Source organism: Trichlorobacter thiogenes (genome assembly GCF_900167465.1).
GTDB lineage: Bacteria > Desulfobacterota > Desulfuromonadia > Geobacterales > Pseudopelobacteraceae > Trichlorobacter > Trichlorobacter thiogenes.
In genome coordinates, this window is record NZ_FUWR01000001.1 from 117,269 (window position 1) to 135,540 (window position 18,272).

Annotated in this window: 13 protein-coding genes; all 13 read right to left on the reverse strand. The window is 49.3% G+C overall.

Annotated elements, in window-relative coordinates; all coding sequences use genetic code 11:
• Nucleotides 1–292, reverse strand: a 292-nt coding sequence (gene flaF / locus B5D39_RS00550; RefSeq protein ID WP_078788431.1) for a flagellar biosynthesis regulator FlaF, incomplete at its 3' end; no start/stop codon positions are given.
• Complete coding sequence (locus B5D39_RS00555) at nt 273–671, reverse strand: flagellar biosynthesis repressor FlbT (RefSeq protein ID WP_078788432.1); 399 nt, start codon at nt 669–671, stop codon at nt 273–275. The genes flaF and B5D39_RS00555, both read right to left, overlap by 20 nt.
• Nucleotides 671–1,399: a hypothetical protein gene (locus B5D39_RS00560; RefSeq protein WP_139366632.1), complete on the reverse strand. Its 729-nt coding sequence runs from the start codon at nt 1,397–1,399 to the stop codon at nt 671–673. Before B5D39_RS00560 ends, B5D39_RS00555 begins: the two co-directional genes overlap by 1 nt.
• Nucleotides 1,400–1,431: 32 nt before the next feature.
• Nucleotides 1,432–2,247, reverse strand: coding sequence for a flagellin N-terminal helical domain-containing protein (locus B5D39_RS00565; RefSeq protein WP_078788434.1), 816 nt, complete (start codon nt 2,245–2,247; stop codon nt 1,432–1,434).
• A gap of 24 nt (nt 2,248–2,271) precedes the next feature.
• Nucleotides 2,272–4,965: a tetratricopeptide repeat protein gene (locus B5D39_RS00570; RefSeq protein ID WP_244161315.1), complete on the reverse strand. Its 2,694-nt coding sequence runs from the start codon at nt 4,963–4,965 to the stop codon at nt 2,272–2,274.
• A 77-nt stretch (nt 4,966–5,042) separates the two neighbouring features.
• Nucleotides 5,043–6,887, reverse strand: a complete 1,845-nt coding sequence (locus tag B5D39_RS00575; RefSeq protein WP_161947392.1) for an O-linked N-acetylglucosamine transferase, SPINDLY family protein — start codon at nt 6,885–6,887, stop codon at nt 5,043–5,045.
• Nucleotides 6,871–7,776 (reverse strand): radical SAM protein, encoded by a 906-nt coding sequence (locus tag B5D39_RS00580; RefSeq protein ID WP_078788437.1) that lies wholly within the window; start codon nt 7,774–7,776, stop codon nt 6,871–6,873. Before B5D39_RS00580 ends, B5D39_RS00575 begins: the two co-directional genes overlap by 17 nt.
• Nucleotides 7,773–9,641, reverse strand: coding sequence for an O-linked N-acetylglucosamine transferase, SPINDLY family protein (locus B5D39_RS00585; protein ID WP_161947393.1), 1,869 nt, complete (start codon nt 9,639–9,641; stop codon nt 7,773–7,775). The genes B5D39_RS00580 and B5D39_RS00585 overlap by 4 nt, the downstream gene beginning before the upstream one ends.
• Entirely contained in the window at nt 9,631–11,601 is a 1,971-nt protein-coding gene (locus tag B5D39_RS00590) for an O-linked N-acetylglucosamine transferase, SPINDLY family protein (protein WP_078788439.1), read from the reverse strand. The genes B5D39_RS00585 and B5D39_RS00590 overlap by 11 nt, the downstream gene beginning before the upstream one ends.
• 16 nt (nt 11,602–11,617) lie before the next feature.
• On the reverse strand, nt 11,618–12,352 hold the full coding sequence (locus B5D39_RS00595; RefSeq protein WP_078788440.1) for a DUF1698 domain-containing protein: 735 nt from the start codon (nt 12,350–12,352) through the stop codon (nt 11,618–11,620).
• Nucleotides 12,353–12,371: 19 nt separating this feature from the next.
• Complete coding sequence (locus tag B5D39_RS00600) at nt 12,372–13,235, reverse strand: FkbM family methyltransferase (RefSeq protein WP_078788441.1); 864 nt, start codon at nt 13,233–13,235, stop codon at nt 12,372–12,374.
• Nucleotides 13,236–13,246: 11 nt separating this feature from the next.
• Nucleotides 13,247–16,381 (reverse strand): tetratricopeptide repeat protein, encoded by a 3,135-nt coding sequence (locus B5D39_RS00605; RefSeq protein WP_078788442.1) that lies wholly within the window; start codon nt 16,379–16,381, stop codon nt 13,247–13,249.
• On the reverse strand, nt 16,374–18,251 hold the full coding sequence (locus B5D39_RS00610; RefSeq protein WP_078788443.1) for a hypothetical protein: 1,878 nt from the start codon (nt 18,249–18,251) through the stop codon (nt 16,374–16,376). Before B5D39_RS00610 ends, B5D39_RS00605 begins: the two co-directional genes overlap by 8 nt.
• Nucleotides 18,252–18,272 lie beyond the last annotated feature (21 nt).

Genomic DNA, 18,272 nt, shown 5'->3' on the forward strand with positions numbered 1-18,272 from the left:
TCACTTCAAACAGCCGCTTATCAACAAAAAGACTCAAATTAAGGATATCTTCACGCAGCTTTATCGGCAACGGATTCTCTGGATCAGACAGCTCTGCCTGAAAAAAACTCCACACCTTCTGATTAAACTTAATCGCCTCCAACAGTTTTTCATCACGATCTTGTGCTGACCAGCTTTCCTGCACCTGCTTTAACATCAGACCTGCACGAGTAAGAACCGATGCCTCAAGTTCACGTCCGGAAAGGGTCTCTTTCTGCATGGTAGTATAGGCGTTAGCAGGATTCTGGTACATGGGTTAGGAGCTCCTCTTCATACTGGATAAGTTGTTGTGCCTGTTTGAGAGCCTGATAATACTTGCCTTCAAGAATATAACTGGTAATGCCGGAAATCAAGTCTTTCGTGCCTGGTACGGCAACCAGTAAATCTGATGCAAGTTGGCTATACAGCTGTGCAAGATCCACATTCGGCACTTCAGCAAGATACATTAGCTGCACTGCCAGGTAAATTTTTTTACAGTAGGTGTCAGCCTGTGCTTCTGTGAGAATATCCTTCTCTCTCAAAACAGGGACATTATTCTCAACGGTAAATGCAGCTGCCGCAGAACCATTTGAAATGACAGCGCCGCCTATAATTACCCGCTCATTAGGCTTCAGGCTAAGCTTAAGTGCCATTAGGATTGCACCAATGCCTGAGTTACATCCGTACTTAAATCAGACAACTGCTGTATTGTTCTGCCCAGCAGATCAGAAGTGGCCTGAACCTGCTTATCACTACTGCCATTTTCCAGAGGTGGCACTGCCGAAGCCTGAATCTGACCATTTTGTGCAAACATTGCAGCCCACATGGACTTAACTTTGTCATATACCGGCTGCGGGGGCGCAGGCACCATCAAATTTTCAATTTCCTTACGCAGCGACATATAACTCATCAACAAATCTCTGCGTTCCATGCTCTCAATAGGATAGGGAGGATAATTTTTCACAATGGTCATCAGGCTCCCCTGCATTTGAGACACCTGGTCAACAGCCCTGTTCAGCTCTTCGTTGGTTTGTCGAACCCCTTTTACTAAATCATTCAACCTGGCATGCATCTGCTCAATTGCCTTAACCGTATCAAGATTTTTCAGCGTCACGGTTGATTTAATCTGTACCGTATCACCGACAGCAGACCTTTCCAACCCCTGCTGTTTATACGCCTGTAATGCGGCTGATGAGCCTATTTCAGCCTCCCGAGCAACTATTGGCTGCTGCTCAGGTTGTGGCTGTTGCACTTGATCAACTGACTTTGGTTGTTGGTACATTGATGCTGTACTGCCTTGAATTGTAGTGATTTCCATCAAATCGCCCTCCGCACACGCATCAAAACAAAACAGGGGGGAACCGAAATCCCCCCCTGTCACTACTACGTACTGTCAAGATGCGCTGCCTTCCGTTAGAACAGTCTCAGAACAGACTGAGCGGCCTGGGAAGAGAGTGACAGAGCTGTAGTACCCAGGTTCTGACGGGTCTGCAGCATCAGCATGTTGGCACCTTCCTGGTTCATATCAGCCAGAGTCAGGTTATCAGCGCCGGTCTGAAGGGTACCGATCATGTTGTCAGTGAAGTTCTGACGGGTAGAAATGATGTTCAGGTTGTTAGCCAGTGTCTTTGACTGGGAACGCAACTGGTCAGATGCCTTCTTCAGGTCTGACTGGGTTGTGGTGATATCTGCGGAGCCTGCCCAGCTATTAGTGGCATTATTCATGGAAAGGCCTGTTGCAGTAGCATTGAAACCGTTAACGGTCAACGATGCAGTAGCATCTTCGTTAAAGTTAACGGTCAGGTTCTGGCTGTTCAGCAGGTTAGTTCCACGATAGCCTGAATCACTGGCCATACTGGTTACCTGAGCCTGGATGGTGGCATACTGGGTTGCAAAAGATGCGCGGTCTACCGTGCTGGCAGTACCAAGGGCTGCCTCTGCCAAACCTTTAGCGGCATCAACCAGTGCTGAAATTGCGGTAATACCGGCATCTGAAGCCTTAACGGTCTGAATACCTTCTGCCATACCGTCTTTACGTACGGCAAAGTCAGAAGCGCGGTTCATGTGGGCCTGGGCTGCAAAAAAGTTGGTTGGGTTGTCAAGGGCGCTGTTTACCTGCTTACCGGTTGAAAGCCGCTCTTGTGTGCGGTCGATCAGCTTGCTGGTGCCTTGCAATTGAAGCAGGTTGCTGCGCATACCGGCGGTCAAGGAAATGTCGTTTACTGCCATGGTCGTATCCCCCTTCTGGGTTTTTTAATATGGCCTTCTGGCCTTACTGCTCTCATCGTCAGTAGCTGGACAAACTTTAACTCTTTTTTTATGATCGTCAAGCATGAGCGCTAATTTTTCTCTCACCCCGGAAATAACGGCATCCCAATTTCCGGTTTGCGGCTGTCTAAACAACACAGCGCTATGGTACCAAGGAGAATCTGAGCAGCCAAGCGACCACCGCCAGTCTGGCGCGTACTTTAACATAATCCAGACCGGTACCCCAAGAGCCCCGGCAAGATGCGCCACAGCCGTATCAATTGTTAACACCAGATCGAGACACGAAATAATTGCAGCAGTATCACCGAAATGGTTTATCTGACGTCCAAGATCCGTGATCTGCTCCTTATATGCTTCAAGCTGTTTTGCGTCGTCGCCAACCTGAAGACTGTACCAACGAATGCCAGGCAGATCAAACAAACATTCCAGTTGCCTTAGCTGAAGCGAGCGGTTGGCATTCAGGCTGTTTTTGTTCCCCCCCCACACTAGACCGACATTAAGTACCGTTGGATCATCTATTTGCCGTTGCCAGAGTGCCACATCGGCGACTGGCTGTTTCAGGTAGCCTTCAGGACTAGGAATGGTTGAAAGATCTGTTTTAAACAGGCATGGAAGAGATGCTAGCGGGATTTGACAATCAGCTACCGCCAAGGCATCTCCCCTGGCACCGATCTCCACACCGCGAATGCCGTTTAGCGCATGAACAACAGACCGGTTCTGACATTCAAACAAGATCTGCCCTTCTGCCATACCAGCAAGAAGCGGCAAATACCGCACAAACTGAAAGGTATCACCAAAACCCTGTTCAGATTGCACCAGGAGTCTCTTGCCTTTTAACGGTCCCCCATCCCAACGTGCCAGCTGTAGGTTGCCAAGGCGCGGAGGGTTTACCGTACTAAATCGGGCTTCATAGTCTTCCCAGGCTTCCGGCAGTTCATTACGCGTCAAGCGGGCGCAGCCACGGTTAAACCTGACCTGGCCATTACCTGGATCAATAGCAAGGGCTCGATCAAACATCTCAATGGCTTCATCCAGCCGATTTTGGGAGCGAAGGACCGTCCCCAGATTATTTATAGCAGAGACTCGACCGGACTCAATAGCCAGTACTTTACGATAGCACGATTCCGCACGTTCTAGCTCTTCCAGTTCATGTAAAACTGTTCCCAATGTTTCAAGGGCCAGTAAATGCTCTGGCTGCTTACTAAGCACCGCTTCAAAACAGCAAACCGACTCTTGAAAACGACCAAGTTCAGCATACAGTGCACCCAAAGCACAAAAATTTTCTATATCGAACGGCTCAAGTCGGGTCAGATTCTCAAAGCATTCAACAGCCTCCATAGACGCATTCCGGGCAACATATACCATTGCCAGACTTCTCCAAGCCTCCACAAAACTCGGATCCTCCTGTACAACCTGAATCAGATGTTTCTCTGCCTCTGCCTCCCTCGCCAGATGCCTGAGCGAATTGGCAAGATTGTAGCGTACACCGGTCAAGCCAGGCTTGTGGCACAAAGCCTTATGATAGTAGACAACCGCTTCCCCATGGCGTCCCAAGCGATCAAGAGTAGTACCTATCCGATTAAGCAGTTCAGGATTAAGTGGCTGATATTGAAGCAGGGCGGTATAGATAGCATACGCCTCTGTGTAGCGTTCCTCCTTAAAAAGGCCATCTGCATCATCGCAACTTTGTTCACGGCTTATGATGGCTATACTGTCAGCAAGCTTTCGCTCTGTATACAACTTCAACCCCAACTCATAGAACTTGCGGGCAGCAGTCTGCCAACGCAACTGCTGCATACCTGCTGCTGCAGATGCAGCTTTCATCTGCCGTGCCATAGCATCTGCATAGGCACGTTCAAGTTTTTCCACCACATCATCAATCTGTGCTTCCTGCCAGATACCGGTTACCCTGCCATTAGTTAAGGCTTCCACCGGGCAGTAGACTGAAAGAGGCCAGGCATTATCTACGCCAATGACATCCGCCTGTCCCGTACGGTCAGAAGCAATCACAGGTCGCCCGCAGGCCATGTATTCACACATAACCATATTAGTGCCGCCTTCGCAGCGATTCGGAAACAGACCAATATCACTTTCAGCATAAATGAACGGCATCCGGTTATTATCAAAGGCAGGATGTAACAACACACGTCCTGAATCAATCCCGTTACGCTCAACTGCTTCGCGTATCACCTGATCACCATCGCCAGGTCGCCAGTCAAACGCAATCAGTTTACTTTGTTCCATGGTCTTCAGTGACTGCGGCCAACTGTTATGCCAGGCACAGGACAACCAGACATCGTGATGCCGTTGCATAAAGACACGCATAGCAGCAATGACAATATCCTGCCCTTTCCGAAATTCAAATTTTCCACCGGAAAAGACAATAAAACGACCATCAGCAGGACGAAGGGGCTGCATCGTAAAACGCCCGGTATCAACGCCTTGCAGAATAGTACATACACTTGAAACACCACCGCATCTTAATTGCTGCTCACACCAACTGGAACCCGCCACAATATAATTCCAACGCTGAGCAGCAACAGCCATAAACGGTGCCGTACGCAGCTCATGCTCAAAAAAACAGTAACCTATATTGATAGCATCCCAGGCAGATTTATCAAACGGGCTAAGATCATGCCCTGCTATACAGTGCAGGGTGACCCCTTCGAGTTGGGGCAACCTGGCCAGCTCGGCACGAAGGTAGCTGCCGGCTATTCCCCAGCCGTGGCTGGTTCCTGTAGGCATTGAAACTTTCATCAACTCCTCATGAAGTGATTAGCAGTGGCTGCTCGCACAGCCTGCGCCATAAAACGTTCCAAAGCTCGGACAGGAGTCTGATCGCCATAGACCTTACACTTGTTGGCAGCGATTTTTTGAGAAATCATCCTTCGCCACTCCAGGTCATTGGCCAAACGCACGGCAATTCGCACATAATCATCTTTGTCGCTGGCGATCGTTTCATGCACCTCCATCATCGTCAATATGGCTGCAGTATGCCTGCCTCGCATAAAATCACCCGGCAATGTCACAATCGGTTTATCAAAGGGCAACGATTCAAACGTAGTATTTCCTCCTGACCAACCGATGCTATCAAGATAAATAGTGACCTCGGCATTCAATACAGCATACGTCAAGGAATTCACTAACGGATAGAAGACTAGATGTTTTTCCGCCTCAAGCCCGTAACGTAGAAATGCCTCCTTGAGGCGCCCTTGAAAGCAATCAAGATGTGTTTGTGAAAATTTCAGGAAGATGAATTTCGCAGTGGGCACCTGACACGCGATGGCAGGGAAAATATCATCGTATTGCGGCAGATACTTCATCAGGTTTTGACAGCATAAAAACGTGATATCACCCTCATTGATACCTGGCAGTTTGGTAGGAGGTAGAGGGCCGGGTAGTGGTAACGGCTCATAACAGACCGACAGATTTGGCAACCGCACCAGTTTTTCAGTATAATGCTGCTCGCCGTCTGACGGTTCCATCAAATCACTACTGATGTAGTAATCCATTGTCGGCAAACCTGATGTCACGGGATGCCCCCAGGATACGCACTGAACCGGCGCAAGCCTTAGAGCAGCAAGTCGTGAGCTCTGGGGTTCCATACTAAGGCCGGGATAAATCAGAAGGTGTGGTTTGTGCCGGCTAATTATCTCCGCCATGGCACCCACACTGGATTCTTTAATCAACACATCTGAAAACAAACGGACATCGTCGGTAGCAGCGTCGCTGATATCGCCAGTATGGTAGCTAAACAGCATAAATTTGCTGTGATCAAGATACTTACACCAGCCACGTGCAACTATTTTCCAGACTGAATGATTAAACAGATGACCGGAAACCAGGCCAATGCGCAGTTTTTCACCTAGAGCAGGCGGCTGAGCGTACAGTTTTTGGTACTGGGGAAATTTAGCCGCCATAATCCGACACAGCCAGCTACCATATAGTTCTTGAAGTTCCCGGTCATCTCTCCCCTGATAGGGAAGAAAAAATGTTGACATTATACCAACCGCCTCAAAGGCCCGGTCAATGTTTTCCTGAGTATCCAGGATGACACTCTGAGTAAGCTCCCTCAAAGCTGCTTCATAGGCCTTCCGCCCGTTTTCAAGCTCAGCCGTTCCTGAAAACATTTCAAGCCTGCTCATACAAAGACACAGCCGGGCAGACAGATTAGCAGGTTCAATTGCAAGCACCCGGTTGAAAGCCGCCTTCGCCTCGTCCCAAAAGTGAGATTCCAGTGCCGTAATACCGGCCATCAGGTGCACCACCGGCAAGCCGGGGGCCAGGCGTTGCGCCTGCCTGAAGAAATGCAAAGCCTCTTTCGGTTTTTTAAGCCGGTGAAGAGCTCTGCCCAACATGAGCAGTGCTGATGCGTCTACCGGATTTAGCGCCAGCTGCTGCCTGAAACAGTTGGCAGCTTCCTCAATCCGACCTGCATCAAACAGCAAATTCCCGTATTCGTACCGCAGATCCGCATTGTCCGGAGCCTGTTCAAGACAGTCTTTCAAAATAGCAAGCGCCTCATCAAGTGCTCCAGTTGAAGCACGCTCCAGTGCCTGACTGATTCTAGATGCAAAAAAGGGATTAACGTTGGCAGCCATTGGCCGCCTCCTCACCAAGCATATATGGCTCAAGATAGCCGATACGGTTCTGACGGAGTCCCAACCCATACCTGGCTGCTATCTTTTCAAAGTAACTGTTGTCCTTTCGAAAACTGTTCAGTCCAAAATTATCCTGGACAAGCCCCTCTGTGTAGACGGCAAAGCGCCCTTTACCTATTTTGGGCGACTTTAGCTCTGCCAGCCTCTGCAGGTTGCTGTAACTGATGTCGTCAATACCATCGGTATCTTTTCTCGCCTTAAGGTGGTAGGGAGCACCACATCTGACACAAGCACGCTCCATCTGCTCAACATAGTCTTTTGGTGTCTTTTTCCACCAGTCCTGTTCTACCGGCCAGCCCCCCGGCCCCTGAAATTGATTGTCCAATGCTGCTGCAACCTCGCAAAAAAAGGCTCCTTTAGGCGTTATTGAGGCACTCCAGCTGTTCTGTATCCAACAGTGGTCAATGCAGTACCACTGGGTAAATGTATCCAGGCCAAGATCGTCTCCAGAAACCAAAATTGGTCCATGAAACAGGTCCCCATGGGTATGATCGTTTAGCAACACGCTTCCAAAAGTCTGGGCTATAAGCGAGGCAAACCGCTCTCTACCCGCAGGCAATGTTGTCCAGAGTCCGCACCGTTCACGGGGAATTCTGCTACGAAGATAGGCGCAAAATTCTTCAAACTGCGGATGGATTAACGGTTCTCCCCCCATAACGCCAACCATCTTGGGAAAGTCGATTAATGAATCAACAGCATTGCGGAACTGTTCCATGGCCATCATAAACGGCTTTGAATGCCCCACAAGCCGGGTACAATTTGCGCATTCATGGACACAGGCATTGGTTATTTCAATCTGAATAGTATCCATATCAAGAAGCGGTCTCATACATCCTCTCTTTCTTCAAACATCCGCACATATGCCTGCTCAACCTCAGCGGTTACACCACCAGCATCCATCAACGCGGAATGGGCCATCATCATACGCAAATTCTCACGCAGAAAAAGCAATCGCTGTTGGTCATGTGCCAATAAAGCTGCCTTGGCGACGTAATTTCCTGAGGAATCAGCAATCAACTCTTCGCGGCCAACTGCTTGCAACAATGAAACGCCAACACGCGAAACATGCGCCTTGCCAGCCAGAGTAATGACCGGTACTCCCATCCAAAGTGCCTCACAGGTTGTTGTGGTGCCATGGTACGGATAGGTATCAAGCGCAATATCAATCCTACCGTACAGCGCCAGATGTTCGTCACGCGTTCCGGCCAAGCCGAGTAATTCCAGGCGATCCTCAGTAATGCCATGTTGTGCAAAGAGGCCCAACAGCTGCTGTCGAATCTCCAGATCATCAAGTTTTGGACCTTTGATTAAAAACCTGGATCGAGGCACTTTATTCAGAAGGTCTGACCACCACAAAATCAACGGTTCGTTTATTTTTGCTACGCTGTTGAAGCAGCCAAAGGTTATGTAACCCTGCAGCATACATGGTGCCTTTACTACCTGGGGAAACGTAACCGGCGGCAGATAACAACTGAATATGCGTGGCAGGCGCACCAATTTTTCACTATACAGTTGATCCGTCACCCCAGGCGGATCACACCATGCATCTGTCAGATAGTAGTCAATCTGAGACAGCCCCGTGGTATTGGGGTGACCAATCCAGCTAACCTGGACCGGCGCTGGGCGGTAGACACACACGCCAAGACGGTTACCGGCCGTATGGCCGGAAAGATCCACCAGAATATCAATCCCATCAGTAGCAATCATTTCGGCGACATGTTCGTCGGAAATACCAACAATAATTCGCCAGGCAACGCTCAACCCCTTTAGGCGCTCCGTTGTTTCATCCACAACAGTCCCGCTGGAGTAGCAATAAATTGAAAAGCGGGAACGATCATGGCACTGCATAATCGGTTCAAGAAAAAATGCAACTGAATGAGCATACAGATCCGCCGAAAGGTAGCCAATGCGCAATGGATCACCCTGATTTCTGCGCCGCACCTGGCGTTGCCATTTCTTTCGAGGGTAGTAACAGCGAGGAGCATACTCTTTATATTTGCTGGAAATATATTCGGGATCAAGACCGGCTACATAATTCAACTGATAAAGATAATTACTGGTCAAGGACTGGTTTTCAGGGTCGATATCCAGACCACGTTGGTACCATTGCAATGATTCTTCAGCCTTCCCAATGCCACAAATACGGCCAAGATTATTAATCACATTCACTGAATCAGGATCGCGTTCCAGGGCTTGGTGCAGTACCTTGCGCGCCTCACTGATATGACCTGTTGCCGTAAGCAGAACACCGAGGCTGCATAGCACCCCTTGATGCTCCGGCTCAATCCGAAGCACCTCCAGGTATTCTTTATAAGCCTCTTCATAGCAACGCTTATCAGCCAAGAGTAAGCCAATACGATGATGCACTTCTGACAGATCCGGACACTGGGCCAGCACTTCACGTAAACAGCTGATCGCCTCGTCATGTTGACCCAATTCACCATACATCATACCCAGCAGCAGCCAACCTTCCAGGAAATCAGGGGCAAGCCTGACCAATTCCTGAAAATGTCTTAATGCGGCCTGATTATCAAGAAACTCCATACAGAGCATGCCAAGCTCATACTGAAGAGCAGGGTCACCAGATGATCTGTCTGCCAACTCCTGAAGACATTCTCGCGCCAGCAGAACATGTCCATGTTGATAGCTCTCTTTTGCCTTAGCAAAAAGTATGTTGCGGTGCCTATCTTCCATTACGTGACATCTCAAAAAAACCTTCCAGTTCACGTACTGCCTGTACATCATCAAACAGAAGGTGGCTTCTCTGGTTGATTTTTTGTCGCAATGCTTCCCGCCGAGCGGCATCTGTTGCCAGCTGTAAGGCAATCTGAACATACTCTTCCAGACTTTGGGCGATGCAGTCAGTAATCCCGATCCTGCGGTACCAGGCGTAGGTCAAGCGTCCCTTCAGAAACGGCGAAGGCAGTGTTACAACAACGGCCCCTACAGCAAGGGCTTCAACTGTTGAGTTTCCTCCAGAAAAATGCGGCGTATCCAAAACTACATCGGCAAGTTCAAACATTCTTATATAATCGGCAAAAGGCAGTGGGTCTATAAATCTGATTCTATTCTTTTCGGTATTTGGCAGATGTGCCCACCTTTGCCACAGCAATTGCTCAGTTCCCGGAGTAACACCACGCAAAAGAAGCACCAGGCCATTTGGATCTCTTGAAAGAATACCATGCAAAACCTGATCAAAGTCTGGGTGCAGTTTGAATGGCGGCTGAGGACAATAGTAAAGGTTCCAACCGTCTTCAATGCCATAGGCAGCGCGGGTGGAGTCTAGTTTGGGAAGAGTTGGTCTCGCATAGCAGGTGCAGGCAGCTTTAGCACTTAGGCAAAATAGTTTTTCAGTATAGGACGCCCGACTCTCTTCCGTCTCGCAAACAGCATGTGAAATGAAGTAGTCCACCGTATCAATGCCGGTGGTGGCAGGGTGCCCCCAGGTGACACATTGCAAAGGGGCAAGCCGCGAAAATGCAAGGAAATAGCTATAGGGTTCCATGCCGATATCAGTATAGAGCAAGATATCAAGATGTTGTGCTGCAATCTGCTCTCGGACTGAGTGAAACGATCCTTTAAGAAGCAGAAAAGTGTCTGCAGCAGCCTGAAAACGATGGGACATGGCATCAGGCAGAGCTCCGGGGAGAACCAACACGGTTACATGAAAACGGTCACGGTTCAGGTGCTCAACATAGCCTATATTGAGCTTAGCAATGGTGTGGTTATAAAAAAAACGAGAAATAAAACCCACTTTCAGTCTTTTGTCTCGCAGGTTTCGCTTCTCAGGATTAACCAGATGAGGTGCAAGCCATGTCAAATCAGGAGAGGCTTTCCGATATATTTGGGCAATCAGCTCGTGGAACGATCGATCATTTTGCCCATGGTAGGCAAGGTAGAAAAAAACACGCCCACGCTCCCACGGGGTTTCTATAGCCAGGCCTTTACGCTGTAAAACCTGTAGTGCATTCCAAAGGCTGTTTCTTGAAAGCTGTATAGACTCCCGTGATTGCTGGACTACAGGCAACACGGTTTCCATTTTAAGGGCGACCGCATCATCAGGTTTCAGGGCAAGCGCCATCTTGTATTCCAGACAGGCATTCAGACTATCTGCTGCCTGCTCCAAAAGTTCAGCCAGACGACAGTGCACATCAAACTGATAAGGATTCAAGTCTATAGACTTCTTAAACCACTTGATGGCATCGCACAAGTGCTGCTGCCGCTTATAGCAAAGGGCCAGACTATTACAGATATCAATTCTTTCGGGAGCAATAGATAAGGCTTTTTGATAACAATCCACAGCTTTTGCAGGATCAACCGTATCCCATGCTGTTCCTAAATTATTCCAGGCATCTGCAAAATCCGGGGAGATTTCAAGTGCACGATTAAAACAGCGTAGTGCTTCTTGGACATCACCCAGCGCTAAACATACTACGCCGTAGTTTGACCATATAACATGATGAGCCGGGTTTGATTCAAGCAGCTGTTGGTAAATAGCGCGCGCAGCATGTCGGTTGCCTGCTTGATATGTAATAACACCCAGAAGATGCAAGGCATCCTGATCACCAGGACGCAGCATAAGGACCTTCTTGCACAGGATCTCGGCCTGGGCAGAACGCCCCAATGCCATCATGTTCCGGGCGACATCAATCATACATTCAAGCAAACACCTACCTCGATCCTCTGACAAATCCCCTGCATTGCGACAAGTCAGCCGGGCTGTCGGTTAGCTTCCAACCCTGAACATCCTCAAAACCGGCTGATTTAACCATATAGCCAAGACACGCCAGAGTTGGTACCCACCAATTTGTTTCATTATTGCCGTACTGGCGTCCCGGGTAAAACTCCATAACCATCTGCCCCCCGGCATACCCGGCGCCTGCGCCCCCTCTGTAAGGGCTAAAATCGTCCAGTATGGCAGACTCCACATACAGCTGTTCCTTGCAGACAGCAGCAAGGCGGTCCAGCGCCAGCAAGGGATGACGCAGATGATAAATTGTGCCAAAGAAAAAAATAATGTCGAAATGCCCAAACAGCTCTGGCCGCAGATCATATACCGACATATCAAAACGAGGACACTGCCACTCGCTGTAGCCCAGTACTTCACGGCACAGGTCAAAACTCTCCCAGGCACGCCGATCCCTACCATCCAAACTGCCCAGATAGTCAGAAAAGTCATCAATAGCAACAACCTGAGAGGCGCCCCGCTTAAGGGCCTCAAAAGTCCAAAACCCATCCCAGGCACCTACATCCAGCACCCTCTTTCCGTCAAGACGTTCCGGGATCCCATACGCCTCTTGATTTATCGGAGCCCATCCAGGGGTCACAATCCCTTCTTGCAGCTCAATTTTGTGATACCAGAACGGAAATGCGGCAATCCGTGCCTTTACCTCATCTGTAGTCATTATTCGCTCCTACCACTCATCAACCTACCAGTTCAGCAACACAGGTGTGCAAAGCACTACCTCTTCTAAGATCATACTGCTTGAAGCAGCAGTACGAGACATCCGGGCTGTCATACAAGAAGGCCAGCACCCCCATTTTCAACACCATTTCATCTGACATTTTTTCCAACCCGGCCTGATCACGCAGGTACATCGCATCTGCCCACAAATGCTGCGTAGCAAACGTACTATCATCATTAATGACAAGTGGTTCAAGTGTTCTCCCTGCCAGATTTAAAAACTTGTGAAAGGTTATTTTTTGCTCAGACAGAAATGAACAGACATCCCCAAATAGTGGTTGATTAACATAAAGCGGTAAAAACTCCACCTCGCTGACAACGCCTACAACGCTACGTAACGTTTCAATCCCTCCCCTGAACACCTCCAGCTCTGCGCCCTGAATGTCAATCTTAATAAAATCAGGCACAAACTGCTGTAAGCGGACAAACTCATCCAGTCCGCTGGTTTGAATGGTGGAAACCGACACAGGCATGGCCACCTCCAACCCGTTAAAACGTTGCAATAATTCCGTATCAGGACGCAGCAGAGAGCTGCACATAGGATGCTTGGTTTCAAATAAAATGCGCTTTTCATTTTTCAAACCAAGAGCAACAGGGAAATAGTGAATCCCCGGTTTTGCCTGCTGGTTAAGGCGTTTACACAGCTCTGCATCCAGTTCAAAAGCGACAACCCGGGAACCTGAAAAAATACTGGGGAAATCATGGAACGGCTCTCCGGCTTCACCAAGTGGCACAGCACCTATTTCAAAAATGGTAAACACCAAAGGGCCATAAGACTCACAAATCAAACCTGCAATTTTTTCAAGCTTCTGACTTTTGTTCATGAAGGCCACCGTCAGCGCAAGCCGCTACCTAACATTAGAATACCTTCCGAGACTATCCTGGCGCGTTCAAATGCCCCTATCTTTTCCAACAGATGTATCCGGGCCATGACATAGTCTTTAACGGCGTAGTTACTGCTCTTTAATTTCTCAAGATAGACAAACGCACTTTCAGCATGCCCTGCGGCAAGATACAGCACCAGCAAAACAGCCGTCAATAACGGGTAGTCGCTGTATTTTTCTGCCAGCGATACGAGCTTCTTAATAGCTTCCTGCGGATCTCCCACATACAATTCACAGGTACCGTAGTTAAAGGCTGCCTCCTTATGATCAGGATCCAACTCTAGGGCCCGGTACGAATGCGCAAGAGCTTCGTCATACTGCTGCAGCCCCATCAGGCAATAGCCCTTATTGAACAGTGCCTCAACATAGTCGGGATAATGCTGTAGCACCCGGTCCCATAAGCCTACTGCCTCTTCAAAACGTCCCAATTCACCGGCCTGTACTGCCAGTTCGCAGATTGCTGCCATATCGTCAGGATATTGGTCAAGCTTCTGCATACCGATTTCAAAATAGTGTTGTTTCTTATCGATCAACTTGACAGGATCCTGATCCAACTCACCATAATGGTGTACCACAAAAGACGCATGCTGAATATTGACACTGGCTTCACGTAACGACGCTTCTACCATTTCATGCACGTCACCACGAAAACGAAATCTGGCGTCATTGGAGAACAATCGAACCTTCCAACTGGGCCGCCAACCGTCAGCCCGTTCTTCTTCTGGATAACTGCCATCGTTGGCGGTCCAACCCTGAGCCTGCACCATTGTGGTATAGTTCCGCGTAACAACGCTAAATGCAGATGGCTTCTCAACAGCAGATGTCGCCGCCAAAAGCGCTTTATGGTCTTGCAAGGAGATCACTTCGTCAGCATCCAGCACCAGTATCCATGCCCCTTTTGCCTGCTCCAGACCATAATTGCGGGCATCTGAAAAGCTGCCGTTCCAGGAAAAATGCAGCAGCCGCGCACCAAAGGCCGTGGCAATGGCTACAGTTCTGTCACTGGAACCGGTATCCACAACCACCAGTTCATGCACCACCGACTTGACGCTAGCCAGACAGCGAACCAGGCAGCCCTCTTCATTCTTGACGATCATGCACAGCGAAACAGATGCTGCACCACCTTCGGCCAAACGGTCGTAGGTGCCGACCCGACTGCTGAACTGTTGAGTTAAACTCAGCAGTTCAGCATCAACGCCGAAACGGACAAAAAACCGCTCACAGGCCTTAAGTACCTCTGCATTCCGGTTGCATTGAACCAGCAATTTCGCATGATTTAATGCCAGATGACGGGCATCGGGATACGACTGAACCGTTGTTGAAAGAATTTGTAAAGCAGTTGACTGGCAATCCATGCGCTCTGCCATATCCCCCAAAATACTCACTGCCTCAGTATTCAGTGGATCAACCACCACAGCCTGCTTCACCGCCTGCCAAGCATCTTCCTGCTTTCCTTGCCCCCACAGCAGCATCCCCAGTGACAGCCAACCGTTACCACAGTTGGGGGCTGCAGTTATCACCTGCCGAAAGTACGACTCTGCCAGTTGCAGATCACCTTGCCTGGCAGCTAACGTACCCAGTACTACCTGAGCACGAGGCTGCTTAACTATCTGATCAGCAGCATTACGAGCAGCTCTATCTTCACCCAGGGCACAGTAGCAAACCGCTTCAAATTCTTTTTTAGTTTCTTCAACAACTGTTGCAGGCATCTCCGACAGCACTTCAAGGGCATCCAGATAGCGTCCGGCACGGATCAAAATTTCAGTCAACTCAACATAGAGCAGCGGGTTATCAGGATTCGCTCTGATCCCCTGATTCAGCAGTAGCTGTATTGCCTGATCAACCTTCCCGGATTGCGCCAAACGATCTGCCTGATCACAGACAAGTATCAAAGCGTTCTTTTTTGCCTCTATGACCCTCACTCCGCCGTACGAATCCGTCGCATTGACGGCAAAACGACGAACCGGCCGCTTCGCCACGGCCCTCAACCGTTCATCAGCAATCCTGGCCGCATGTTCCCAGGTATAGTTTTCACGAATAAAAGCAGCTGCAGCCTTTCCGCGCCTGTGAACTTCTTCCGGATTATTCGCAACATGCCGAAGCATCGACACCAGCAGATCAAAATCCGGCTCTGCCAGCCAAGGGTAATCCACCGTTTCGAGCTGCCCGACCTTCTTGACCGGTAGCTTCTCCACTATGGCTGGAAGTAACCAGGCGATCTCAGGCGGACAGAAATCAAGAGCAGCGCCATAACCGGTAACGATCGGCGCCAGACCGCAGGCCATGGTCTCGGCAATCGGCAGTCCAAACCCTTCCCCACGGTAAGGGTGTACCAGACAGTGGCAGGCAGTGTACAAACCCGCCATATCGTTGGTACTAAAATCCGTATCAATATATTCAATCTCTGGCGCCTGCGGATCAGATTGGAACCGCCCAATCAGTTCCTGCGCGGTCTGCCCCTGGTAAAATGAATTGCCCCCCATATCCTTGATCACCAGGCAGACGTCATCGGCTACGCTGAAAGCGGTGCGATAGGCCCCCAGCAGCAGATCAATCCCCTTGCGGTGGATGGTGCCACCTACAAACAGGAAGCGGAAGCCTTTAGCCGTTTTCAAGTACAGCGGAGGTGCTTCAGGTGATAAGGTCGAGGTATCAACACCGTTGGGCACCACCTGTATCCGCGCTGCCTCAACACCGCTGGTAATGTAGCACTCTTTAACGTAGTTGGACGGCACCCATACCTCGTCCACCACCGTATTCATCGGTTCAATCCAATTTTTAGGTAGGCTGCCGAACTCCCAGGGCTGGATCATAATAAAATGACCTGACATGGGTGGCGTAAAGTCAGGTGGCCACTGGTGGCGGATGGTGATGTCAACCAATTTCAGAACGAGATTTTCAATCGCTTTCAATCGGTTGAAGCGGGGATCGTCGGATGGGTTGAGGCTGTCAGGCTCTGTGGGATCAAAAGTGATAGCAAACCCTTTATCTATAAGTCGCAGAGCAAGTTCACGGTTGACATGGGCCAATGAATGATTGGCAAAGAGGTCGCCCTGCCAGGAAATCGTTACATTCTTTTCAACCATTTCGGTAAGCCCGTTTTTGGTAGTTTGCAATGAAGCGCCGCAAACCTTCGGCAAGGTCAGGCACACCGTTTATTTCAGCTATTTCGATCTCCAATGCCAATAAGCCTTGACCGGCCTCAAGGTTGATGAGCGTCTCAAAAACATCCAATGCCTTCTTTTTATCTTTCTCTGTTGTAAACATTTTATACAGCACATCTGCGGCTATAAACTCCCGTACCGAAATAGGCTTACCTATTCTAGCACTGATCCATCCAACAAACTCTTCCACCATATCACCAATAAAATATGGATGAAGTGTCATTACCGGAGGAGATCCCTCTAACGCGTCGACGCGAAAGAAGCCATGGCGAACGTATGTGCTGGTCGGGGTGAGGGCACATCCGAACAGGCTCTGAACGTATTGATCGAACCAAGTATTGTGACAACCGACAAAAATAAACGGGCGCAGCAGTACGCCTTTTTGCAGAGCTTGCTGCTCACGTTCAGCATAGTGCTTGATTGTACGGCTGATCATACGGGCAAACTCACCAACAATCCTGCAATGTTCCGGCACCCGAAACCCGTCGTAATTAATTCTGGAAGGGAAGTTTTTCATTCCAAAATCAAACACAAAGGTCTCGCACGTACGATAGATGTCCTCTTCATTGAGAGGACAACAGGTTTCAGGCACATGAAGATTGCGATTCGTCCCTTCCAAAAGCAGCAAATCCTCCATGTAGCTTATTATGCCTAGGTGACCCAAGCCTTTTCGGAAGTCTGCAAGCATCTGAAGCATGGCCAGATTGTTGCCAAGGTAACCGACATTTGACGACGGGGGGGAGTTAACTATAATATCAGCAAGATAGGGAAACACATGTTGATCGTCGTAATAAAGGCTGGCGTCAAACGCATTACCTGCAATCGCGATGTGCGACAAAGGCTGTTGCATACCAGGCAGTATCCCCTCAAGGACTATTGCCATCCGTTTCGTATAGCTATCTAGCAACCGGAACTCTTCAACCGGCTCTTCCGGCATGCCCCAACAAAAAGCCTGCTCAGGAATATACGGTGTCTTCACATTGGTGAAAAAATCATCGATACTGTTGGCAGTCGATTTACCAGCCACATGATATACGGTCTGGATACGTGTATGGTCGCAGTGGAATGCGTACATCCGATCAAGAATAGTTCGGGTCTCGCCATTCAAAAGCCACATCCGCTTACAAAGATTGCTGTCCACATGCCAGCCCAGCACCATCTGCTCATTCATGCCGTGAATATCTATAAGCTGACTACGCAGGCAGAGTTGAAAATCTCCAGGGCCGTCAAACAGAATCTCCTTGCCGGCCGTGATTACTTCGTTGATATGGAGCCGCAAGCCCCACAGTCTGAAATGGTCAATAGTTTCAGCTGGGTTCATGCGGTCTGTGGACTCCCACAGGGATTCAGGCATCTCAAATCGGGGCAGTTCGTAAAAACCATCTGACAGATCGGCGACTAGCCGCGAGAGGGAGGTATTGGGCTGAAGCGGGGTAAACACCATATCTGTGTTGGTGTTCAAAATCCAGCGATTGGCGGGGTTGCTCCTGCGAATGGCGATGTTGCGGCACAGGGGTTCCAGCACCTTGAATTTCGAGCCGTTCTTGCCTCGCTCGTATTGGTCCGGCCGAACTCGCAACACCCGCAACAGCTGTTTTGCCTTTGTTGTCAGAGTATCAGCTATTGACTCAGGGAATGTCGGTATGTCGTTGGGGGTATTGCAGTCGACAAAAATAATCTCGTCATCGCGATCATCAAGTAGGTGGGCAATACAGTTGATGCTGAGTGCAGCCCGTTTTGCCAGGTTGTACCCATAGGAATCATTGCGACCGTAAGTAATTACAGACACCATATTAACCCGTCCCCCGACTTG

Coding starts and splice junctions, on each gene's coding strand:
- B5D39_RS00575 (WP_161947392.1), bottom strand. CDS start 6,887: ATGGCTGCCAACGTTAATCCCTTTTTTGCATCTAGAATCAGTCAGGCA.
- B5D39_RS00600 (WP_078788441.1), bottom strand. CDS start 13,235: ATGAACAAAAGTCAGAAGCTTGAAAAAATTGCAGGTTTGATTTGTGAG.
- B5D39_RS00565 (WP_078788434.1), bottom strand. CDS start 2,247: ATGGCAGTAAACGACATTTCCTTGACCGCCGGTATGCGCAGCAACCTG.
- B5D39_RS00555 (WP_078788432.1), bottom strand. CDS start 671: ATGGCACTTAAGCTTAGCCTGAAGCCTAATGAGCGGGTAATTATAGGC.
- B5D39_RS00580 (WP_078788437.1), bottom strand. CDS start 7,776: ATGAGACCGCTTCTTGATATGGATACTATTCAGATTGAAATAACCAAT.
- B5D39_RS00610 (WP_078788443.1), bottom strand. CDS start 18,251: ATGGTGTCTGTAATTACTTACGGTCGCAATGATTCCTATGGGTACAAC.
- B5D39_RS00585 (WP_161947393.1), bottom strand. CDS start 9,641: ATGGAAGATAGGCACCGCAACATACTTTTTGCTAAGGCAAAAGAGAGC.
- B5D39_RS00595 (WP_078788440.1), bottom strand. CDS start 12,352: ATGACTACAGATGAGGTAAAGGCACGGATTGCCGCATTTCCGTTCTGG.
- B5D39_RS00590 (WP_078788439.1), bottom strand. CDS start 11,601: ATGATTGATGTCGCCCGGAACATGATGGCATTGGGGCGTTCTGCCCAG.
- B5D39_RS00605 (WP_078788442.1), bottom strand. CDS start 16,381: ATGGTTGAAAAGAATGTAACGATTTCCTGGCAGGGCGACCTCTTTGCC.